The sequence below is a fragment of the Pseudoflavonifractor hominis genome (assembly GCF_014288125.1).
In the GTDB taxonomy this organism is placed as follows: Bacteria; Bacillota; Clostridia; order Oscillospirales; family Oscillospiraceae; genus Pseudoflavonifractor_A; species Pseudoflavonifractor_A gallinarum.
In genome coordinates, this window is the sequence record NZ_JACOPR010000004.1 from 245,183 (window position 1) to 265,883 (window position 20,701).

General features: G+C 58.3%; 17 protein-coding genes, 4 tRNA genes and 2 riboswitches. Of the genes, 12 read left to right on the forward strand and 9 right to left on the reverse strand.

The features are described 5' to 3' along the window. Positions 1 to 5: 5 nt before the first annotated feature. The 3 genes from H8S34_RS08900 to H8S34_RS08910 form a co-directional block, all read right to left on the reverse strand. On the reverse strand, positions 6 to 377 hold the full coding sequence (locus H8S34_RS08900; RefSeq protein ID WP_186963751.1) for a DUF2500 domain-containing protein: 372 nt from the start codon (positions 375 to 377) through the stop codon (positions 6 to 8). 189 nt (positions 378 to 566) lie between these two features. Next, positions 567 to 640, reverse strand: a tRNA-Gln gene (locus H8S34_RS08905). A gap of 236 nt (positions 641 to 876) precedes the next feature. Continuing rightward, positions 877 to 1,032, reverse strand: a complete 156-nt coding sequence (locus H8S34_RS08910; protein ID WP_180956830.1) for a hypothetical protein — start codon at positions 1,030 to 1,032, stop codon at positions 877 to 879. A 182-nt stretch (positions 1,033 to 1,214) separates the two neighbouring features. On the opposite strand from H8S34_RS08910, the gene nrdR reads away from it, so the two are divergent. Further along, positions 1,215 to 1,670 (forward strand): transcriptional regulator NrdR, encoded by a 456-nt coding sequence (gene nrdR / locus H8S34_RS08915; protein ID WP_101692686.1) that lies wholly within the window; start codon positions 1,215 to 1,217, stop codon positions 1,668 to 1,670. 69 nt (positions 1,671 to 1,739) lie between these two features. On the opposite strand, the gene H8S34_RS08920 is transcribed toward nrdR, so the two are convergent. The 3 genes from H8S34_RS08920 to nth all read right to left on the reverse strand — a co-directional run bounded on the left by H8S34_RS08920 (position 1,740) and on the right by nth (position 4,392). Then, positions 1,740 to 3,113, reverse strand: coding sequence for a vWA domain-containing protein (locus tag H8S34_RS08920; RefSeq protein ID WP_186963752.1), 1,374 nt, complete (start codon positions 3,111 to 3,113; stop codon positions 1,740 to 1,742). Between the two features lie 149 nt (positions 3,114 to 3,262). After that, positions 3,263 to 3,724, reverse strand: a complete 462-nt coding sequence (locus H8S34_RS08925; RefSeq protein WP_101692684.1) for a peroxiredoxin — start codon at positions 3,722 to 3,724, stop codon at positions 3,263 to 3,265. Between the two features lie 26 nt (positions 3,725 to 3,750). Beyond that, entirely contained in the window at positions 3,751 to 4,392 is a 642-nt protein-coding gene (nth, locus tag H8S34_RS08930) for an endonuclease III (RefSeq protein WP_101692683.1), read from the reverse strand. A gap of 201 nt (positions 4,393 to 4,593) precedes the next feature. Here nth and glyA point away from each other — a divergent pair, with 201 nt between their 5' ends. Continuing rightward, a complete protein-coding gene (glyA, locus tag H8S34_RS08935; protein ID WP_101692682.1) occupies positions 4,594 to 5,841 on the forward strand; it encodes a serine hydroxymethyltransferase in 1,248 nt (415 codons plus the stop codon). A gap of 158 nt (positions 5,842 to 5,999) precedes the next feature. On the opposite strand, the gene H8S34_RS08940 is transcribed toward glyA, so the two are convergent. After that, positions 6,000 to 6,073, reverse strand: a tRNA-Gln gene (locus H8S34_RS08940). A 293-nt stretch (positions 6,074 to 6,366) separates the two neighbouring features. Then, positions 6,367 to 6,465, forward strand: a riboswitch (purine riboswitch). A 58-nt stretch (positions 6,466 to 6,523) separates the two neighbouring features. After that, a riboswitch (purine riboswitch) is annotated at positions 6,524 to 6,621 on the forward strand. 59 nt (positions 6,622 to 6,680) lie between these two features. Between H8S34_RS08940 and H8S34_RS08945 the strand changes: the two genes are divergently transcribed. The 6 genes from H8S34_RS08945 (at position 6,681) to ade (ending at position 15,127) form a co-directional block, all read left to right on the forward strand. After that, complete coding sequence (locus H8S34_RS08945) at positions 6,681 to 7,961, forward strand: amidohydrolase family protein (protein WP_186963753.1); 1,281 nt, start codon at positions 6,681 to 6,683, stop codon at positions 7,959 to 7,961. A 105-nt stretch (positions 7,962 to 8,066) separates the two neighbouring features. Continuing rightward, positions 8,067 to 9,446, forward strand: a complete 1,380-nt coding sequence (locus H8S34_RS08950; RefSeq protein ID WP_186963754.1) for an NCS2 family permease — start codon at positions 8,067 to 8,069, stop codon at positions 9,444 to 9,446. Positions 9,447 to 9,582: 136 nt separating this feature from the next. Next, on the forward strand, positions 9,583 to 11,880 hold the full coding sequence (gene xdhA, locus H8S34_RS08955) for a xanthine dehydrogenase subunit XdhA (RefSeq protein ID WP_186963755.1): 2,298 nt from the start codon (positions 9,583 to 9,585) through the stop codon (positions 11,878 to 11,880). Between the two features lie 15 nt (positions 11,881 to 11,895). After that, a complete protein-coding gene (gene xdhB / locus H8S34_RS08960) occupies positions 11,896 to 12,783 on the forward strand; it encodes a xanthine dehydrogenase subunit XdhB (protein WP_101691290.1) in 888 nt (295 codons plus the stop codon). Beyond that, positions 12,776 to 13,267 carry a xanthine dehydrogenase subunit XdhC gene (gene xdhC / locus H8S34_RS08965; RefSeq protein WP_101691289.1) on the forward strand — a complete coding sequence of 164 codons (492 nt, stop codon included), beginning with the start codon at positions 12,776 to 12,778 and terminating at the stop codon, positions 13,265 to 13,267. Before xdhB ends, xdhC begins: the two co-directional genes overlap by 8 nt. A gap of 66 nt (positions 13,268 to 13,333) precedes the next feature. Beyond that, a complete protein-coding gene (gene ade, locus H8S34_RS08970) occupies positions 13,334 to 15,127 on the forward strand; it encodes an adenine deaminase (RefSeq protein WP_186963756.1) in 1,794 nt (597 codons plus the stop codon). A gap of 72 nt (positions 15,128 to 15,199) precedes the next feature. Here ade and H8S34_RS08975 read toward each other — a convergent pair whose 3' ends face one another. Beyond that, a complete protein-coding gene (locus H8S34_RS08975) occupies positions 15,200 to 16,810 on the reverse strand; it encodes a Na/Pi cotransporter family protein (RefSeq protein ID WP_101691287.1) in 1,611 nt (536 codons plus the stop codon). A 355-nt stretch (positions 16,811 to 17,165) separates the two neighbouring features. Then, positions 17,166 to 17,915 (reverse strand): tRNA (guanosine(46)-N7)-methyltransferase TrmB, encoded by a 750-nt coding sequence (gene trmB, locus H8S34_RS08980; RefSeq protein WP_243207965.1) that lies wholly within the window; start codon positions 17,913 to 17,915, stop codon positions 17,166 to 17,168. A gap of 133 nt (positions 17,916 to 18,048) precedes the next feature. On the opposite strand from trmB, the gene H8S34_RS08985 reads away from it, so the two are divergent. The 4 genes from H8S34_RS08985 (at position 18,049) to H8S34_RS09000 (ending at position 20,351) form a co-directional block, all read left to right on the forward strand. Then, positions 18,049 to 18,125, forward strand: a tRNA-Pro gene (locus H8S34_RS08985). Positions 18,126 to 18,128: 3 nt separating this feature from the next. Beyond that, a tRNA-Leu gene (locus tag H8S34_RS08990) sits at positions 18,129 to 18,216 on the forward strand. Between the two features lie 671 nt (positions 18,217 to 18,887). Next, positions 18,888 to 19,451: a 50S ribosomal protein L25/general stress protein Ctc gene (locus H8S34_RS08995; RefSeq protein ID WP_186963758.1), complete on the forward strand. Its 564-nt coding sequence runs from the start codon at positions 18,888 to 18,890 to the stop codon at positions 19,449 to 19,451. Between the two features lie 93 nt (positions 19,452 to 19,544). Beyond that, positions 19,545 to 20,351 carry a hypothetical protein gene (locus tag H8S34_RS09000; RefSeq protein ID WP_186963759.1) on the forward strand — a complete coding sequence of 269 codons (807 nt, stop codon included), beginning with the start codon at positions 19,545 to 19,547 and terminating at the stop codon, positions 20,349 to 20,351. Positions 20,352 to 20,701 lie beyond the last annotated feature (350 nt).

The window sequence follows — 20,701 nt, forward strand, 5'->3', positions numbered from 1 at the left end:
CCCCCTTACTGCCGGACAAAGCCCAGGTAGCGGGTGCCCTGGAAGGTCAGTGTCCCCCGGTCCCCTTCCACCAGCATGCCGTACTCATGACTGGGGACCTGCAGCTCCATGCGGTCGCCGCTCTCCACCTCAAACGTGACATAATAGGTCGTGCTGGTGTGGGTGTGCCCGATGCCGTTGTTATCGGCGTGGTGATGGTGGGTAACGTGGCCGCGCTTGGCCACCACCGCGGCGTTCACCGTCAGGCGGGGGCTGTGATTGTTTTTGTTCCACTGGGAGACGCCCCGTACCGCGGTCACTACAAACATGACGATGATAATGCCAAAGACGATCATAAACAGAATGGGAAAGAGCCCAAACATCAAGTCAAATCCCATACCGAATCCCATATCCGAAAACCTCGCTTTCCTGCCCGGCCTGTCTGGGCGCGGGCCGATTTTGTACTCTCATCATACCATGTTTCCAACACTTTTCAACTACATTTTCCGGCAGGAGACCGGATGCCCCGCGGAGGCAAGTTGGTCCGGAAACAAAAAAAGAGATGCAACATTCGTTGCATCTCTTTTTGGCAGCGGGTGAAGGATTCGAACCCTCACATACAGAGTCAGAGTCTGCTGTGCTACCCTTACACAAACCCGCTATATCCGTTCCGTGTCGGAACAACAAAAAATATTATAGCCGATATTTCAGAAAAGTCAAGCCTTTTTTGACAAAATTTTTCCTCCCGGCAAAAAAGCTGCTGCGGGAGGCCGTAAGTACCCCGAGAACAGCCCGGAAGGGCAGGGACTGCCGCGGAAACGGCACGCCCTTCCGGGCTGTTCTCACGCACTCAACCGTGCTGGGATTGCGCCGGAGCTCCGGTCAGATCAACGGATCTCAGTAGGAGGAGCTGGTCTCAGGGCCGCTCTTGGAAGAACTCTTCTTGTTCTCCGCGGTGGGGCCCTGCTTTTTGCTCTGGGCGCTGGAGGAAGAGGACTTGCTGTGGCTGCTGCGGTTGGCCTTGCGGATCTCGTCGTTATAGTTGTTCTGCATAACATTCACCTTCCTTTCGGCGAGCATAGTTTAACCGCTCCGGCAAGATTTCATTCCCGCAAAAAGAAAGGATACAAAATTGACGCAGGACATGATATAATAACGTAACGTGAAACGGTGCTCTCGGGAAGAGCCCCACATTTCAGCAAAAACGCCGCGTATCGTCAGGGAGGGATTCCGCCATGAGATGTCCGTATTGTGCCAACCCGGAGAGCAAGGTCGTGGATTCGCGCCCCTCGGATGAGGGTGCGAGTATCCGCCGCCGCCGCGAGTGCTTGGTGTGCCATAAACGGTTTACCACCTATGAGACCATGGAGAGCCTTCCACTGGTCGTGATCAAAAAGGATGGAAGCCGACAGACTTTTGATAAGAGCAAGCTCCTCAACGGGATGCTCCGGGCCTGTGAGAAGCGCCCGGTCTCCTTTGATACTCTGGAGGCCATTGCCAACGAGATCGAGCAGACCCTCCAGAACGCGCTGGACCGGGAGGTCTCCTCCACCCACATCGGCGAGATGGTGATGGAGCGGCTGCGCGGGGTGGACGAGGTGGCCTATGTCCGCTTTGCCTCGGTCTACCGGGAATTCAAAGACATCAGTTCCTTTATGGACGAGCTGGACAAGCTCATCCGGGAAAAATAAACACTACGGGCGGCCGGGACACCATGGTGTCCCGGCCGCCCATTTTCCATCTGACTTCAGTGAAATGAATCAGGGGGAAATAACCGCCTCACAGCAGCGATAATCGGTGTCGATGCTGTGGGCGATCAGGCGCGCTTTGAAATTGCGGGGGCTGCACAGGGAGCCGCCCGATACACTCAGATCCTCCGGCACCACAAACTTGATGCACTTGACCTGAATGTCCCGGCAGCCCGGGAAATCGTGGGCCGGGAGGGTCACGGCCTTCATGCCGCGCTGGTACTCCATGCCGTCCGTGTCCACTTCAGTGAGGATCACGGCCAGGGCCACCCGGGTATGGGGGCAGACCTGCTTGACCGTTGCGTCCACTTGGATGATCCGACCCTGGGATTCCAGATACGTGTCGCCCAGATCCACCAGCAGGGAATCCTCACAGCCCTCCACCGTGAACTGGATGGGCACGGGGCACTCCTCCGGGTGGACCACCACATCACAGTCCACCTCTACCTTGGGCTCGGGGAAGGTGACCACGTTCCCCTCATTGTCGGAATAGGTGATGGACTCGTTGACCAGCTTGATCCCCGGCTCCTGCCCCACATGGCGGACGAAAAATTCCAGCACGGCGCTCTCGCTGAGCGTCACGCCCAGTTCCTGGATCTTCCAGCGCAGGGTGTGGTCATCCAGCTGCTCGGCTGTCCCTTTGGCGGGGGGCAAAATGCTGGTGATGACAAAATCGGAGGTGACCATCTCCTTGATCTGGATGTTGGTGGCCCCCGCCTTGGAAATGTTGGCGGCCAGCTCTGCAAACAGTTCCTCCAGGTCGGCCAGATCCGGGGTCACCGCCACGTGGGAGGTGTCCGGATCGGTGGCCCAGTTGTTCAGCGCATCGATATCCAGTCCGTCCGACCCGATGAGGCCGATGCAGTAAATGGTGATTCCCTGGGCCCGGGCGGCGGCGGCCACCGGGGCGGGCGGCGCGCCGGCGGTGGTGTTGCCGTCGGTGAAGAGGACGATCACCTTGGCATTGCTGGAGGCGGGCTCAAAGAGCTCCATGGCCTTGGTGAAGGCGTCTGCGTGGTTGGTGCTTCCGCCGGCGCTCAGTCCGTCTACGGCATTTTTGAGCGCATCCACCGAGGTGATGAGCTGTGTGTCGGCCACTGCCGTGCTGGAAAAGCTCACCACGCCCATCCGGCTGCCGGAGCCGATCTGTCCGTCCTTGCTGCTGTCGGTGGCCTCGTCAATAATATCAATAAAGGTCTTTGCGCCTATTTTCATGGTGGAGAGGGGTTCTCCGGCCATGCTGCCGGAGCGGTCCAGCACCAGGACGATATCAGTGGGATTTGAGATGATATCCGGCGCGGCGGTGATGGCCAGCGTGACGCGGAGAGAACCGTCACAGTCGATCCGGTCCTGATTGATGACTTTGTTGGAATTGGTAACACCCATGGGTTGCGGCCTCCTTCTGGGGAATTCCCCCTGACATCCTATGCAGGTGCGTGCCCTTATGTCACACCGGAGGCACAAAAAACAGGCCCTGTCCCCTTCTCGGGACAGGACCTGCTCGGAATGTTTCAAAGGCGGGCGCAAAGGTGCCCTTAACCCTCCTCCAGCCGGGCCAGCAGATCGGCGGCATTGGTGTCGGGCTTCACTTTTTCCCGGGCGTCCAGGATCACGCCGTTCTCGTCGATGAGATAGCTGGAGCGCACCACGCCCATGCTGATTTTTCCGTAGAGCTTTTTCTCCTTCCAGACATCATAGGCCTGAATGGCAATCAGCTCCGGGTCGGAGAGAATGGGAAAAGGCAGGGCGTATTTCTGGGCAAATTTCGCGTGGGAGGCTGTGCTGTCCTTGCTGATCCCCAGGACGACGGTATTGTGGTCCTGGAAAGCGCTCCAGGCCTCACCGAAGGCGCAGGCCTGCCGGGTGCAGCCGGGGGTATTGTCCCGCGGGTAGAAGTAGAGGGCCACTTTCTTTCCCCGGAACTGGGAGAGGGTCACAAGGTTCCCGTCCTGATCGGGAAGGGTGAAATCAGGGGCTAGAGTACCGATCGGAAGCATGGTATGTTCCTCCTTTTCTGGATGGTTCAGTCCTGGGGCTGATAAAAATCACACCAGGGCCGCAGGGTGCAGTTGGCGCAGTCCGGCTTGCGGGCCATACACACGGCCCGCCCGTGGAGCACCAGGCGGTGGCAGAAGTCATTGGATTCCTCGGGCGGGAGCTGGGCGCGCAGCTGCTGCTCCACCTTGGGGGGCTCCTTGGTGCCGTCGGTCAGCCCCAGGCGGCCCGAAATGCGGATGCAGTGCGTGTCGGCCACCACGGCGCCGGGGGCGTGGAAGATGTCGCCCAGGATCAGATTGGCGGTCTTCCGCCCCACCCCGGGGAGCTTCAGCAGCTCCTCCATGGTGGAGGGCACCTTTCCGCCATAGACCTCCAGCAGCATCTGGGAGGCGGCCACGATGTCCCGGGCCTTTGCCCGGAAAAAGCCGGTGGAGTGGATGATCTCCTCCACCTCGCTCACATCGGCCTGGGCCAGGGCCTCCAGCGTGGGAAACCGGGAAAACAGCGTGGGCGTGACCTGATTGACCCGCTCGTCCGTACACTGTGCGGCCAGGCGGGTGGAGAAGAGCAGCTCATAATCTTTCTGATAGTCCAGAGAGCAGATGGCCTCCGGATAGGCGCTTTTCAGCGCGGCCACAATGGCCAGAATATCGTCTTGGGATTTCAAGGGGATCACCTCATATACCGGTCAAGGTGCTTGCGGCAGATGGAGCACCGGTTCTTTGATTGTGCCATTATAACATGGGGGATGAAAAAAAACGAGACATTATTTACAAATCATGGTTGTAATTTGGGACAAGCTCAGCTATAATCAACGTAGAGTACCCAAAACTATACTGTTTAGTATAATGCCATGGGAGGAATCAAAATGGTCAAGGACATGATGGACTTTATCCTCGCGCAGGATCCTGAGGTGGGTGAGGCGATCAAACACGAGTTTGACCGTCAGCGCCGGAATATCGAGCTGATCGCATCTGAAAACTTTGTCAGCGAGACGGTGCTCGCCGCGGCCGGTTCCGTGCTGACCAACAAGTACGCGGAGGGTTATCCCAGCAAGCGTTACTATGGCGGGTGCCAGTGCGTGGACGTGGTGGAGAATCTGGCCCGGGATCGTGCCTGTAAGCTCTTCGGCGCGGACCATGCCAATGTCCAGCCTCACAGCGGCGCCAACGCCAACTATGCCGTGTATCAGGCGCTGTGCAACGTGGGCGACACCGTGCTGGGTATGGATCTAGCCAACGGCGGACATCTGACCCATGGCAGCCCGGTCAATTTCTCCGGCAAGAACTATAACATGGTCTCTTACGGCCTGAATGAAGAGGGATTCATCGACTACGACAACGTCCGGGACATGGCCCGCAAGCATCATCCCAAGATGATCATTGCCGGCGCCTCCGCCTATCCCCGCTTCATCGACTACGCGGCCTTTGCCGACATCGCCCATGAGGTGGGCGCCTATCTCTTCGTGGACATGGCCCACGTGGCCGGCCTGGTGGCCACCGGTCTGCATCCCAACCCCGTGCCCTATGCTGACGTGGTCACCACCACCACCCACAAGACCCTGCGCGGTCCCCGCGGCGGCATGATCCTGTGCAAGGAGGAGCTGGCCAAGAAGATCGACTCCGGCATCTTCCCCGGCAGCCAGGGCGGCCCCCTGGAGCACATCATCGCGGCCAAGGCCGTGGCCCTGGGCGAGGCCCTCAAGCCCGAGTTCAAGGCCTATCAGGAGCAGGTGATCAAAAACGCCAAGGCGCTGGCGGCCTCTCTGATGAAGGAGGGCTTTGATCTGGTCTCCGGCGGTACGGACAACCACATGATGCTGGTGGACCTGCGCAAGGCCGGCGTCACCGGCAAGGAGATGGAGCACCGTCTGGACGAGGTACATATCACCGTCAACAAGAATGCCATCCCCAACGACCCCGAGAAGCCCTTCGTCACCAGCGGCGTGCGCATCGGCACTCCCGCCGCCACCACCCGCGGCCTGAAGGAAGAGGATATGACCCTCATCGGCCAGCTGATCTGGCAGGCGGCCACCGACTTCGAGGCCAAGGCCCAGTCCATCCGGGACGCCGTGGCTTCCATCACCGAGAAGTACCCCCTCTATCCCGGCAACTGATGACCGGACGGGCAACTTCATCATAGCGAAAATCACCGAGGCGGAGACTCTTGTGAGTCTCCGCCTCCTTTTGCCGAACCAGCTCAATTTTCGTTTCAAGCGCCCGGAATCCTCCTCCAGGACAAAAAAAGAGATGCAACCAACGTTGCATCTCTTTTTGGCAGCGGGTGAAGGATTCGAACCCTCACATACAGAGTCAGAGTCTGCTGTGCTACCCTTACACAAACCCGCTATCTCTTGCGCACTCACAAGTGCAGGTCATATTATACTGACCTATCCCTCGTTTGTCAAGTCATATTTTTCTTTTTTTCAGACGTTTTCGGAGCGCTTCTTTTTCCCATCACCATTTTCTCCCATTCAGTCCTTTTTTGCCCTGTTTTTCTCATTTTTATTGACATTACGCTATATTTTCTCCCTCTTTCACAGAGGGCTTTCCATCTTTTTGTACAATTCCATAATAGCTTGATAGGTTGACAAAAAAATTTTCAGGAAGTATACTAAAAGCACAAGGAAAACCATAAGGTTTTCTATCCAAGTGAATGAACTTATATAAGCCCATAATATGGTTGGGCGTCTCTACTGGCTACCGTAAATAGCCGCGCTATAAGTTCCCGAGAGGAGATGATCGGGAATTTATTGTGCGGCAGGAACGGTGGTTTTTTTGTATCCGGCCCACTTCCAATCTATTTCGTTTCCAGAGACTTATATAGGCCCAAAATCGGTTGGGTGTCTCTACCGGCTGCCGCAAACAGCCGCGCTATAAGTTTCCCTGATCCGGGACCTCTTCCCGCTGCTGTGAAGAGGTGGAAATCACACTTCAACGACAAAGGAGTACGACCATGAACGCTACCTCTTTTCTCTTGAAGGGCGATCTCTGTTATAGTGTCGACCCCAACACCCTCCGCTCCGTCCCCAACGGCTATCTGCTCTGCGTGGACGGACGCTGCGCCGGTGTCTTTGATACCATACCAGAGTCCTATGCGTCCCTTCCCCTGTTGGATTATACCGGCCATTTGATTCTGCCCGGCCTCACCGATCTCCATGTCCACGCCCCCCAGTACACCTACCGGGGCCTCGGCATGGATCTGGAGCTGCTGGATTGGCTCAACACCTATACCTTCCCTGAGGAGGCCCGGTTCCGGGACCTCTCCTATGCAAAGCAGGCCTATCCCCGCTTTGTGGAGGATGTCCGCCGGGGCCCCAACACCCGCCTGTGCGCCTTCGCTACCGTGCATCCGGACGCGACCCGGCTGCTGATGGACCTTTTGGAGGAATCCGGCCTGGTGGCCATGGTGGGCAAGGTCAACATGGACCGCAACGCCTCTCCCGACCTGCAGGAGGAGAGCGCGGAGGCTTCCCTGGCAGCCACGGTGTCCTGGCTGGAGGAGAGCGCCGGCCGCTACCAGCGGGTCTCCCCCATTCTCACCCCCCGGTTCATCCCCTCCTGCTCCGATCCTCTGATGGAGGCCCTGGGCAAACTCCAGCGGGAGCGCAATCTCCCGGTGCAGTCCCACCTCTCGGAGAACCGCAGCGAGGTGGAGTGGGTGAAGGAGCTGTGCCCCTCCTCCCACGGATATGGCGACGCCTATGACTCCTTCGGGCTGTTCGGCGGAGAAAATTGCCCCACCATCATGGCCCACTGCGTCCTCTCTGACGACGATGAAATCGCTCTGATGCGGGAACGGCAGGTCTACGTGGCCCACTGTCCCGCCTCCAATACCAACCTGGCCTCCGGCATCGCCCCCGCCCGCCGCTATCTGGAGGAGGGCATCCCCATGGGTCTGGGCAGCGATGTGGCCGGCGGCACCCACTGTTCCATTTTCCGGGCCATGGCCGACGCCGTGCAGGTCTCCAAGCTTCGCTGGCGTCTGGTGGATTCCACCCTCGCCCCCCTGTCGGCCACCGAGGCCTTCTGGCTGGGCACCATGGGCGGCGGCTCCTTCTTCGGCCAGGTAGGCTCCTTCCTCCCCGGCTATGAGTGCGACATCCTGGTTCTGGACGACCGCCGGTACAACCCGCCGGAAGCCCACAGCGTGCAGCAGCGTCTGGAGCGCACCATCTATCTCTCCGAGGACCGGGACATCGTCCACAAATTTGTCCGGGGCAGCCAGCTCTTCTAAGTTCATTCACGTATCTTGTTTTGTTTCATTCTTGTGCCCTTCCGGGAATGGTTCCCGGTTTGTTCCTTCCGCCTATGTTAAATGGAAAGAAAGAGAGGGATCTTCATGAATCAAACACTGGATCGATTGTTTCACCTGACAGAGCACGGCACCGATGTCAAAACCGAGGTCATGGCCGGTATCACCACCTTCATGACCATGGCTTACATCCTGGCTGTCAACCCCAGCATTCTATCCGCCGCCGGTATGGACTCGGGCGCCGTCTTTACCGCCACATGCTTGGCCTCTCTGCTGGCCACAGTGCTGATGGCCACCATGTCCAACTACCCCTTTGTACTCTCGGCCGGCATGGGCCTCAACGCCTATTTCGCCTACACCGTGGTCGGACAGATGGGGTATTCCTGGCAGACGGCCCTGACCGCCGTCTTCCTGGAGGGTATCATTTTCATCCTGCTCTCCCTGACCAACGTGCGTGAGGCCATTTTCAACGCCATTCCCACCCCCCTCAAGCACGCGGTGTCCGCCGGTATCGGTCTCTTCATCGCCTTTATCGGCATGCAGAACGCCAAGCTGGTGGTGGACGATCCGTCCACACTGCTCTCGGTCTTCTCCATGAAGGACGCCCTGGCCCAGAACACCTTCCACACCCAGGGCATCACGGTCCTGCTCACCATCATCGGTGTGCTCATCACCGCTCTGCTCATCGTCAAGAAGGTCAAGGGCAACATCCTCATCGGTATCCTGGCCACCTGGATCCTCGGCATCCTCTGCCAGCTGACGGGGCTCTATGTGCCGGACAACACCACCTTCTTCAGCCTGTTGCCCGATTTTTCCAACGGCATCGCCATTCCCAGCGTGGCCCCCACCCTGTTCCAGATCGACTTCTCCAACGTCTTTTCGCTGGACTTCCTGGTGGTCATTTTCGCCTTCCTCTTCGTGGATGTGTTCGATACCCTGGGCACCCTTATCGGCGTGGCCTCCAAGGCCAATATGCTGGATAAGGACGGCAAGCTTCCCCGCATCTGCGGCGCTCTGATGGCGGATGCCGTGGGTACCACCGCCGGTGCCCTTCTGGGTACCTCCACCATCACCACCTTCGTGGAGAGCGCCTCCGGCGTGGCCGAGGGCGGCCGTACCGGTCTGACCGGTCTGGTCTCCGCTGCTCTCTTCGGCATCGCCCTCTTCCTCTCTCCCATCTTCCTGGCCATCCCCTCCTTTGCTACCGCCCCCGCTCTGATCGTGGTGGGCTTCCTGATGGTCAGCTCCATCCTGAAGGTGGACTTCAACGATCCCACCCAGTCCATCCCCGCCTTTATCTGCATGATCTGCATGCCCTTTATGTACTCCATCTCCGAGGGTATCTCCATGGGCGTCATCACCTACGTGGTCATCAACCTCTTCGCCGGCGGCGAGAAGCGCAAGACCATCAGCCCCCTGATGTATGTTCTGGCCATTCTCTTCGCGGTGAAGTACTTCATCATCTGATTTTTCCCGTTTCCCCCCTCGGGCGGGCCGGCTTCCCCTTCCGGCCCGCTTTCTCCGGCGGCCGGGGCCCCGACCGCCGGAGAAAGCGCAAGCCCCCATTCCAAGCCCCCAACGAGCCTGAAAGGAGCGATACGATATGGCAATTGGTCAGTCCATGCTTCGTGTGGATGCCCATGACAAAGTAACCGGCACCGCCAAGTATACCTCAGACCTGGAGCCCCGCGATTATCTGGTGGCAAAAGTCGTCCACAGCACCATCGCCTTCGGCGAGGTCAAGGCCTTCCATCTGGAGGAGGCCCTTGCCGTCCCCGGTGTGGTCAAGATCCTCACCTGCTTCGATGTCCCCGACGTCCCCTTCCCCACCCCCGGCCATCCCTGGTCGGTGGAAAAGGCCCATCAGGACGTGGCCGACCGGAAGCTGCTCAACCGCCGGGTGCGGTTCTATGGCGACGACATCGCCGCCATCATCGCCGAGGACAATGTAGCCGCCGACCGGGCAGCCCGCCTCATCCGCGTGGAATATGAGGAGTTCGAGCCCTATGTCACCGTGGATCAGGCCATGGCCCCCGGTGCGCGTCCCGTCCACGACGAAAAGCCCAACAATGTCCTGGTCCACTCCGGTTTCCAGGTGGGCGAGATGACCTATGACGAGGCCGTCGCCGGAGAGGATGATCTGGTCACCGTCCAGCGTACTTATCGGACCCAGACCGTCCAGCACTGCCACATTGAGCCCCCCACCTCCTTTGCCTATCAGGAGGGAGATAAGATCACCGTGATCTCCTCCACCCAGATCCCCCACATCGTTCGCCGGGTCATCGGCCAGGCCACCGGTATTCCCTGGGGCAACATCCGGGTCATCAAGCCCTACATCGGCGGCGGCTTCGGCAACAAGCAGGACGTGCTCTATGAGCCCCTCAACGCCTGGCTGTGCACGCAGGTCGGCGGCCGGGCCGTCAAGCTGGACATCACCCGGGAGGAAACCTTTGCCTCCACCCGCGTCCGCCATGCCATCGACTTCCACGTTGCCGGCGCCGTGCGGCGGGACGGCACTATCGTGGCCCGCAAGTGTCTGGCCAACTCCAACCAGGGCGGCTACGCCTCCCACGGACACTCCATCGTGGCCAACGCCATCAACGGCTTCAAGCAGCTCTACCGGGACGAGAAGGCCCTGGAGTGCGAGGCCAATACGGTCTACACCAACATCGCCGTGGGCGGCGCCATGCGCGGCTACGGCATCCCCCAGTCCTGCTTCGCCACCGAGTGTCTGGCCGAGGATATGGCCCACGCCATCGGCATGGACCCCCTGGAGTTCCGCCTGAAAAACTGCATGCAGGCCGGCTATGAGGACCCCCACACCCACGTTCAGTTCCGCAGCTACGGCCTCCAGGACGCCATCCAGAAGGGCCGGGAGCTGATCCACTGGGATGAGCTGCGTGCCAAGTATCAGAACCAGACCGGCCCCATCCGCCGCGGCGTGGGCATGGCCATCTTCTGCTACAAGACCGGCGTACATCCCATCTCGCTGGAGACCGCCTCCTGCCGCATGGTCCTCCACCAGGACGGCTCGGTCCAGGTCCAGATGGGCGCCACCGAGATCGGCCAGGGCGCTGACACCGTCTTTACTCAGATGGCCTCGGAGGTCACCGGTATCTCGGTGAAGAAGGTCCATATCTCCTCCTTCCAGGATACCGATACCACGCCCTTCGATACCGGCGCCTACGCCTCCCGCCAGACCTATGTCAGCGGCATGGCCGTGAAGAAGACCGGCGCCCTCTTCAAGCAGAAGATCCTGGAGTACGCCGGCTACGCCCTGCGCTACCCGGTGGAAAATCTGGACATCCGGGATGACCAGATCGTGGACACCGTCACCGGTGAGACTCTCCGCTCCGTGGCCGACATTGCGGTGGAGGCTTTCTACAGCCTGGACCGCTCCCAGCACATCACGGCGGAGGCCACCTCTCACTGCAAGGTCAACACCTTTGCCAGCGGCTGCTGCTTTGCCGAGGTCGAGGTGGACATCCCCCTGGGCAAGGTGAAGGTCCTCAACATCGTCAACGTCCATGACTCGGGCACCCTCATCAATCCTCAGCTGGCCGCGGCGCAGGTCCACGGCGGCATGAGCATGGGTCTGGGCTACGCCCTGAGCGAGCAGCTCCTCTTCGACGCCAAGGCCCGTCCTCTCAACGGCAACCTCCTGGACTACAAGCTGCCCACCGCCATGGATACCCCCGACCTGCAGGCCGCTTTTGTGGAGGTCCCCGATCCCACCGGCCCCTATGGCAACAAGGCCCTGGGCGAGCCTCCCGCCATCCCCGGCGCGCCCGCCATCCGCAACGCGGTGCTCCACGCCACCGGCGTGGCCATCGACTCCCTGCCTCTGGATCCCCAGAAGCTCATCACCGCCTTTACCGAGGCCGGACTCATCGACGACTAAGGAGGGTTTCGCGCCATGTATGATATGGAACAATACTACCAGGCCACCAGTGTGGCCGACGCCATCGCCGCCCTGGGGGCGGACCCGGCGGCCATGCCCATCGCCGGGGGCACCGACGTGCTCATCCAGACCCGGGAGGGCCGCCACGCCGGCTGCCATCTGGTCAGCCTCCACGGCCTCAGCGAGCTGAGCGCCATCCGGGAGGAGGAGGACGGCACCCTGGTCATCGGCTCCGGGTGTACCTTCTCTGAGATCACCAACTCCCCCCTGCTGCGCCCCCACATCAATATGCTCTGCCAGGCGGTGGATCAGGTGGGCAGCCCCCAGATCCGCAACATGGGCACCATCGGCGGCAACGTCTGCAACGGTGTGACCAGCGCCGACAGCGCCCCCTCCCTCATGGCCCTCAACGCCGTGCTGGAGGTCCAGGGCCCCAACGGCAAGCGTCTCATCCCCATCGGGGAGTGGTACGCCGGCCCCGGCAAGACCGTCCGGCAGCATGACGAGGTCCTCACCGCCGTGCGCATCGCCCGGGAAAACTACGAGGGCTTCGGCGGACATTACATCAAGTACGGCAAGCGCGAGGCCATGGAGATCTCCACCCTGGGCTGTGCCGTGCAGGTCAAGCTCTCGGCCGACAAGCGCACCGTAGAGGATCTGCGCATCGCCTTCGGCGTGGCCGCTCCCACCCCCGTGCGCTGCCCCAAGACCGAGGCCATGGCCGTGGGCCGCACCGTGGACGAGGCCCTGGTCAAGGAGCTGGGCCAGAGCGTCCTCACCGAAATCAATCCCAGAGACAGCTGGCGGGCCTCCAAGGCCTTCCGGCTCCAGATCGCCAAGGAAATCTGCCGCCGGGCCTTCCGGCAGGCTGTGGCCTTTGCCGGAGGTGAAATCCATGCTTAAAATCATCCATGTGAAAGTGAACGGCAAGGAGGAAGAGCTTGCCGTAGACGTGCGGGAGTGTCTGACCGATACCCTGCGGGACCGTCTGGGCCTGACCAGCGTCAAGAAGGGCTGTGAAGTGGGCGAGTGCGGTGCCTGTACCGTCCTCATTGACGGAAAGGCCGTCAACTCCTGCTGCTACCTCAGCGTGTGGGCCGACGGCCACAGCGTCCTCACCGTGGAGGGCATCAAGGGCCCCAACGGAGAGCTCTCCCCCATCCAGACCGCCTTTATCGAGGAGGCCGCTGTCCAGTGCGGCTTCTGCACCCCCGGCCTCATCATGACCGCCGTGGAGATCGTGGGCACCAACAAGCAGTACAACCGGGATGAGCTGCGCAAGCTGATCTCCGGCCACCTGTGCCGCTGCACCGGCTATGAGAACATCCTCAACGCCATGGAGCGCATCGTGGCTGAAAATCTGGCCCGCCAGCAAAAACTCAATTGATTCGAAATACGGGGGACCTTCCGGTCCCCCGTATTCAACCATTTGGACTCAGAAAGGAGCGTCTGTATGAAAAATGTCTTTTGCCGCACCCCCCTGTGGGAAGCCTCCAAGACTTTGGCGGCCGTGGCCCAGGGACTCACGCCCGCGGAGCTGGTGGTGAAGAATGCCACCCTCATCAACGTCTGCACCGGCGAACTCCAGCCCCATACCGATGTGGCCTGCGCCGCCGGACGCATCGCCTATGTGGGCCCGGACGCCTCCCACTGCATCGGTCCTGAGACCCAGGTGGTGGACGCCGGGGAAGCCTACCTCTCCCCCGGCCTTCTGGACGGCCACATTCACATCGAGTCCTCCATGATGCCGCCCCGGAACTTTGCCCGTGCCGTGCTCCCCCGGGGCACCGTGGGCGTGTACTACGACCCCCACGAGATCTGCAATATACTGGGGCCCAAAGGCGTCTCCTTCATGATGGAGGACGCCGCCGCCACCCCCCTCAAGGCCATGCTCACCATGCCCTCCTGCGTGCCCGCCGTCCCCGGCTTTGAGGACACCTGCGGCTTTGTGGGGCCGGAGGATGTGCGCCAGTTCATGGAGGACGGGCGCACCGTGGCCCTGGGCGAGATGATGAACGACCCCGGCGTCCTCTCGGGCGCGGACGGCGCCCACGCCATCCTGGCCGAGACCGGTAAAGCCGGACGGACCATCACCGGCCACTATGCCATGGCCGATCTGGACCGGGGTCTCAATGGCTACATCGCCTCCGGTGTGCGCTCCTGCCATGAGTCTACCCGTCCGGAGGAGGCCCTGGCCAAAATGCGCCTGGGCATGTACGCCATGCTCCGGGAGGGCTCCGGCTGGCGGGATCTCCACGAGGTGGCCCGAGCGGTCACCGAGCACCAGGTAGACAGCCGCTTTGCCCTGCTGGTCACCGACGACGCCCATCCCCAGACCCTCCGGGCGGAGGGCCATGTGGACCGGCTGCTCCGCCGGGCCGTGGCCGAGGGGATCGACCCGGTGTCCGCCGTTCAGATGGTCACCATCAACTGCGCCCAGTGCTTCCAGATGGACCATGACCTGGGCTCGGTCACCCCCGGAAAATGCGCCGATCTGGTCCTGTTCACCGATCTGAAGGATTTTGTCGTCCAGAAGGTCTTTATCGACGGGAATCTGGTGGCCGAGGACGGCCATCTGACCATCGACATCCCGGAGGCGTCCTATCCGGACTTTGTCCACTCCACCATCCATCTGGACCCCATCCAGGCGGAAGATTTCCTCTACCCCGCCCCCTCCCAGACCATCCAGAAGGTCCGCGCCATCGGTGTTGTTCCCGGCAAGGCCCTGACCCGGGAGTATATCGCCGCCCTGACCCCCCGCAACGGTTATCTGGAATCCGATCCGGTCCAGGATGTCCTCAAGGCCGTGGTCTTTGAGCGGCACAACCGCACCGGGACCTGCGGCCGGGGCTTTGTACACGGCTTTGGCATCACCAGCGGCGCCATGGCCTCCACCGTGGCCCACGATGCCCACAACCTGCTGGTGCTGGGCACCAACGACGCGGATATGGCCTTCGCCGCCAATACCCTCATCGAGTCCCAGGGCGGCATGTGCGTGGTGCGGGACGGGAAGGTCCTGGGCCACATCCCCCTGCCCCTGGCCGGCGTGATGGGTGAACGCTCCCCCGCCGAGATGGCCGATCTGGCCCATCAGCTGGGTCTGGCTTGGAAGGAGATCGGCTGTATCTTGCCCGCCCCCTTCATGACCATGGCCCTTCTCTCCCTGGCCTGCATCCCGGAGCTGCGTCTCACCAACCGCGGGCTGGTGGACTGCCGCACCTTCCAAATGACAGACGTTTGCTTGTAATCGTCCAGACAGCAGCAAAGCCCCGGAATCCAAACATGGATTCCGGGGCTTTTTTCTTTCATAACATTCCGCTTAGGCAGCCTGCTTGGGGCAGAGAGCCTCGGCAATGTTGAGCATGTGGTCCAGCATACGCTCGATGTCGGTGAGGATCTCGCTGTACAGGATGCTCAGCTCGGGGTCCACGTGACCCTCCCGCATACGGCGGATCTGCGCGGCGCGGTACTGGCGATTCTTTTCATCGCTGTCCGCCTCCAGAATGGCCACGGTATCCAGCGCGCGCTTCCGGTTGCTGTCGTCCTCGAAGTCAATGGCCAGCAATGCATGGGTGGCCAGGGTGCGCAGGTTAGTCAGCTCCTTCATGGTCTCATCGTCCATGTGGATATGGCGCTTCTTCAGAGGCTCCAGATACTCGGCCATGTTCATGGCGTGGTCGCCGATACGCTCAATGTTGCCGCAGACGATCAGCATGCGGTTGAAGCGGTCGGAGTCGGCCTCCGACATCTCGTGGGTGGAGGTGCGGCCGATGGTGCGGGTGATCTCCGCGTTGTAGACGTCGATCCGGTCCTCCTGCTCGGCCACGCGGCTGAGCTTGCTCTCATCCCGCAGCAGCAGGGTGTCGAAGGCCAGTTCCACATTCTCCCGGGCCAGGGCAAACATCTCCGCCTCCTGCTTCTGCAGCTCAGACAGGGCAATGGCGGTGGAGCCGATGCCGTGCTCGTTGACGGGGTGATAGCCCTCCTCGCTGGTGTGGTCGGGCAGGATCCGGCAGGCCACCTTGGCCAGCACATTGCCGAAGGGGAAGAGCACAATGGTGGTCACCACGTTGAAGATGATGTGGGTGGCGGCAATCTGGCCAGGCACATTGCCGGGCAGATAGCTCTGGATCAGGCCCGTAAAGTCCGTGGTCAGGCAGATGATGGTAAAGATCACGGTACCGATCACATTGAACATCAGGTGGATGAGGGTGGTGCGCTTGGCGTTGCGGTTTCCGCCCAGGCTGGCCAGAAGAGCGGTGATACAGGTACCGATGTTCTGGCCAAAGAGCACAAAGACCGCGTTATCCAGTCCCACCACACCGCTCAGGGCCAGCGCCTGAAGGATACCGATGCTGGCCGAGGAGCTCTGGACCACCGCGGTGAAGAGCGTGCCGGCCAGAATGCCCAGGATGGGATTGGAGAAGGAAGTGAGGAGATTGACAAAGGGCTCATAGTCCCGCAGAGGAGCCATGGAGGAGCTCATCAGCTCCATGCCCAGGAAGAGGATGCCCAGACCGGCAACGATCTGGCCGATGCAGTTGATCTTCTGCTTCTTGAACATGGTGATGAGCACCACGCCGAAGAAGGCCAGCAACGGCGCGATGAGGCCCACGTCCAGCGCAATGAGAAGGCTGGTCATGGTGGTACCCACGTTGGCACCCATGATCACGCCAACCGCCTGCTGAAGGGTCATCAGGCCGGAGTTGACGAATCCCACCACCATGACAGTGGTTGCCGAGGAGCTCTGAATGATTGCCGTAATACCGGCGCCCACCAGGACGCCCAGGATCCGCTTGGAAGTGAGCATTTCCAGAATGGACTTCAGGCGGTCACCTGCCGCGATTTCCAGACCCGCGCACATAATGTGCATGCCGTACAAAAACAGGGCAAGTCCGCCGAAGAGCATAAAAATGTCTTCCAGTTGCATTTCATTTTCTCCTTTGTCCACGGCCTGCGCCGTGCTGTTCATAGATTTTTTACATTGCAGACAATATTATGACAAAAAATTCAGAATCCTTCAAGAGCATACTCGATCTATTACATATTTTTTACACGTTATTTACAATACAGCCTTTTTTTCCGCGTTTTATCGGCAAGTATGCCCTCATATCATCCAGTATTTTCTATATCTGTATAAATCCATTATGTCCGTTCCGGCCCCTTTTCTTTCCAGATGATAAAAAAGAGCTGCCTGAGACGCCGCGCAGATCCGTTCCGAAGATGGTCTTTCTCGGAACCGACCAGCGCCAGCTTCTCAGGCAGCCTTTCTTTTTCTGGATTAATTAAGGCTCCTCACGCTCAGAAGGAACCTGCAATTCTTCCGGGGACTCCTCTTCTTCCCCTTCCTCCTGTCCGCGGGGCTTGTCCAGCGGGTCGATCCACCCGGCCATCTCGGCGGGCAGCTCCCCCATGGTGCCCACGCAGCGGTTGATGGGCGTGCCCATGGCGTGGAATTTCTCCTCATAGTCCGTCATCACGCCGCAGATCCCATTGCCGTGCAGATCCCGCGTCACCTCAGACAGGGCAAACCCCGCCTTCGGGAACTGGAAGAGGGACCACTCATACAGATCCCGGTTATCGGTCTTGAAGTGGATCTGGCCGCCCTCCTTCAGTACCTGGCGATACCGCATCAGGAAATCCGTGTGGGTCAGGCGGCGTTTGCTGTGCCGGTTGGAGGGCCAGGGATCGCTAAAGTTCAAATAAATCAGGTCCACTTCCCCGGGTGCAAAATACTCCCGCAGCCGGGCGGCATCGGCATCGATGAAATACACATTGTGCAGATCCATCTTCTCGGCCCGCTCCATGGCGATGATCATGGCGTCAGCCACCCGCTCGATGGCCACAAACAGGCACTCCGGGTTCTGGGCCGCCGTCTCCACCGTAAAGCGTCCCTTCCCGCAACCCACCTCCAGGCGCAGTTCTCTGGCCTGGGGGAAAAGGCTTCTCCAATTTCCTCTCAGCTCCATCGGATTCTGGATCAGCAGTCCGGCGCACCGCTCCATCCGATTTGCAAGGTTCGGTTTTTTCCGCATTCTCATTTGATCTTGTCACCTCTCAGCCCATATCATAACACACGAAATTTTCTCTTGCAATCCTTAGCGAAATGGTTTATAATATCTTTCGTTGCATCGGTTCTTGAAGCGGTGCATGATGAGCAGGACCGATCCGGGTGTAGCGAAGTTTGGTATCGCGCGTGGTTTGGGACCACGAGACCGCAGGTTCAAGTCCTGTCACCCGGACCACATGCGCGAGTGGTGGAATTGGCAGACTCGCTAGATTCAGGTTCTAGTGTGCATTACGCACGTGCGGGTTCAAGTCCCGCCTCGCGCACCATCGTCGGAGCAAGCTGAACGGCTTGCTCCGACTTTTTTATACAAATTAGAGTACTCTGTCTTCTGGAATCTGTATATCCCAAGCAAACAGGGTAAGGATATCTTCTCTTTCGCCATTAGCCTGATAGTGGAAAATCATATATGAGCGAGCACCTCCATAATCATACTGCCTCACTTTGGTATCGTCATGTAATGAAAACTGTCAATTCATCCTAAGCGCAATAGCAAATCTGCAAGAGCTTGGAACCCAGACGCCTGCGGCAGCGTATGTAGAATGGCACGGTTGCCCGGATACATTGCCTATCTAATAAAAACATGAACTATGGGCGTACGTTGGATTTCTTATAGGTACTCTATGAATGATGCCCAAAAGACTGTCGTGAACAAGATAAAAGGGTTGCTTTTAAGTGTTACTTGTGGTATACTTACAGAAATATAAAAAGAACCGTCTATTATAAGAAGGGCTTTTGACATTGCGCTGAAAGGCGTATATGAGAAGCTCTTCTTTTTTTATATTTTTAAGAATCAAATCCAAAAAGAACCGTCTGTAAAGAAAGGCTTTTGTTTTTTGCCGTTGGGCATGATCCAAAAGTCTTTCTTTTTTTACACTTTTACGCTATATCAACGCAACGCGCGGTATAGAACATAATCCAATATAAAAGGAGGATCACAATGGCAATCATTAAAGTTGAGAAACGGAATGAGGCGTTAAAGCCCAGACAGCTGCGCCAAAAAAATCTCGTTCCCTGCTGTGTCTACGGAGGAACTCTGACGCAATCGGTTTCCATCCAGATGGACCGTCAAGACGCCAATCTGCTGTTCCGTACAAAGCGTCAGGGAAGCAAGGTGACGCTTGACTTCAACGGGCTGTTAATTCAGACCCAAATCAAAGAGAAAAAGAGGAATATGCTGAACAATGAAGTGGAGCATTTCAGCTTCCAGGCCCTTACAGATGGACAAAAAGTCAATAGCGTTGCACATATTTTCTTGCGAAATGCAGATGTTGTTCCCGGTAATCTGGAGCAGCTCCTCTTTGAAGTTCCCTTCTCGTCCTTGCCGGAAAATATGATCGATACTGTGACCATTGATCTGGAAGGAATGCCTGCCGGGACAAATTTGACCCTCCAAGACATTCCTGAATTCCAACACGAAGGGATTACTCTACAAATTCCAAAGAATACCATGGTCCTGCGCATTCGCGAAAAGAAGCGGCTGCTCGCACCATACGCCGGATAATCCAGAAGATTACCGTTCCATAGTCGGAAGAGCCTCCATTGCTTGTCAGCACGACGGCATAGAGGCTCTTTCCGTGTTCGAAAGGAGGAGCATATGCAGCTGATCGGCAAAGCAATCCAGCATAACGTATTGGGACGTGGGATTGTGACGGGATGGAACGAAACCAAAATTACTATCTGCTTCCCGGAAGGGGAAAAGCACTTTATTTATCCGGACGCGTTTACAAACTTTCTCACCTTAAAGGACAAGACTGCCCAAAAGCAAATCAATAAATTGCTCGATGAACACAGAGCACTTAAAGAGGCAAAATTTCAAGCGCTAAAAAAGATGCAGGAGCGGAAAGCGCTCTTAAATAATTTCAAAATCTCAACACAGGGGCAGGCGGTTTTTGACATCAAGCCCGATCAAGTGGAAGAAGTCTTCTCCACCTGGTCTGTATCAACCGGCAGCTATCTAAGCGGCTCCTCCCAAGGAGAAGTGCGTATTCCAGAACGCATGAAGCCTCACTCTATGTGTCTGCTGACCACACGCCCTGCCGGACAGCCAGAAATGGAACGGCACATTATTGGGGCGTTCATGGTTGAAGAAGATTTTCTGGGCGACTATTGCCATAACGGAATCATAAGAGCACATCCAGAGCACCGTTTACAGCTTCCTCCTGAACACCAAAATCTCTTTTGGCCCTATGTAGCTCCGACTTCAGAAAGACGCATCTGGGGCAGAGTTGCATTGAAATATATGTCCAACAAACTGGGCGAAGAGATTCTGTTTGATATAAAAGAATTACCGCTGTGTGACGAACTCAAAGAGTGTGCAGATCTGTTTTATCGGTATTATTGCAAGCTCAACCGTATACCTCAACGATACGAGGGAGAAGATCCGGTTACATATCATTACTGACTTTCTATCAAGCTCATTTCCAAATGTGTATTTTTTTATTTTTCTTGGCAAGCTGGTGGAGGCTGCACCGACTTCCTTAAGGAGACCCAAGACGAATCAGGTATGGCAACTTACTTCAGTATGGGCCTCAAAAGGTAGAAACAAAAATGCCGTTGCAGGATTTTATAATATCCTCAACGGCATTTTTATGGAACAAATGGTACAGTGAAACAGGCTCGAGATTCCAATCAGGAGACTTCTTCAAATTATGTGTAAACCTCCTGAGTGGTGTAAAATAGAAGCATCACACAGGAGGTTATACATATGGCCAGAAAGAATCGCACGCCGGAAGAAAAAGCCCGGCGGGAGAA

Bases quoted from the DNA above. Each gene is read 5' to 3' on its own strand.
- xdhB (WP_101691290.1), top strand. From the start codon at position 11,896: ATGTATGATATGGAACAATACTACCAGGCCACCAGTGTGGCCGACGCC.
- nrdR (WP_101692686.1), top strand. From the start codon at position 1,215: ATGAGATGTCCGTATTGTGCCAACCCGGAGAGCAAGGTCGTGGATTCG.
- H8S34_RS08910 (WP_180956830.1), bottom strand. From the start codon at position 1,032: ATGCAGAACAACTATAACGACGAGATCCGCAAGGCCAACCGCAGCAGC.
- H8S34_RS08950 (WP_186963754.1), top strand. From the start codon at position 8,067: ATGAATCAAACACTGGATCGATTGTTTCACCTGACAGAGCACGGCACC.
- glyA (WP_101692682.1), top strand. From the start codon at position 4,594: ATGGTCAAGGACATGATGGACTTTATCCTCGCGCAGGATCCTGAGGTG.
- H8S34_RS08925 (WP_101692684.1), bottom strand. From the start codon at position 3,724: ATGCTTCCGATCGGTACTCTAGCCCCTGATTTCACCCTTCCCGATCAG.
- H8S34_RS08920 (WP_186963752.1), bottom strand. From the start codon at position 3,113: ATGGGTGTTACCAATTCCAACAAAGTCATCAATCAGGACCGGATCGAC.
- ade (WP_186963756.1), top strand. From the start codon at position 13,334: ATGAAAAATGTCTTTTGCCGCACCCCCCTGTGGGAAGCCTCCAAGACT.
- H8S34_RS08900 (WP_186963751.1), bottom strand. From the start codon at position 377: ATGGGATTTGACTTGATGTTTGGGCTCTTTCCCATTCTGTTTATGATC.
- xdhC (WP_101691289.1), top strand. From the start codon at position 12,776: ATGCTTAAAATCATCCATGTGAAAGTGAACGGCAAGGAGGAAGAGCTT.
- H8S34_RS08975 (WP_101691287.1), bottom strand. From the start codon at position 16,810: ATGCAACTGGAAGACATTTTTATGCTCTTCGGCGGACTTGCCCTGTTT.
- trmB (WP_243207965.1), bottom strand. From the start codon at position 17,915: ATGCGGAAAAAACCGAACCTTGCAAATCGGATGGAGCGGTGCGCCGGA.
- H8S34_RS08995 (WP_186963758.1), top strand. From the start codon at position 18,888: ATGGCAATCATTAAAGTTGAGAAACGGAATGAGGCGTTAAAGCCCAGA.
- H8S34_RS08945 (WP_186963753.1), top strand. From the start codon at position 6,681: ATGAACGCTACCTCTTTTCTCTTGAAGGGCGATCTCTGTTATAGTGTC.
- xdhA (WP_186963755.1), top strand. From the start codon at position 9,583: ATGGCAATTGGTCAGTCCATGCTTCGTGTGGATGCCCATGACAAAGTA.
- H8S34_RS09000 (WP_186963759.1), top strand. From the start codon at position 19,545: ATGCAGCTGATCGGCAAAGCAATCCAGCATAACGTATTGGGACGTGGG.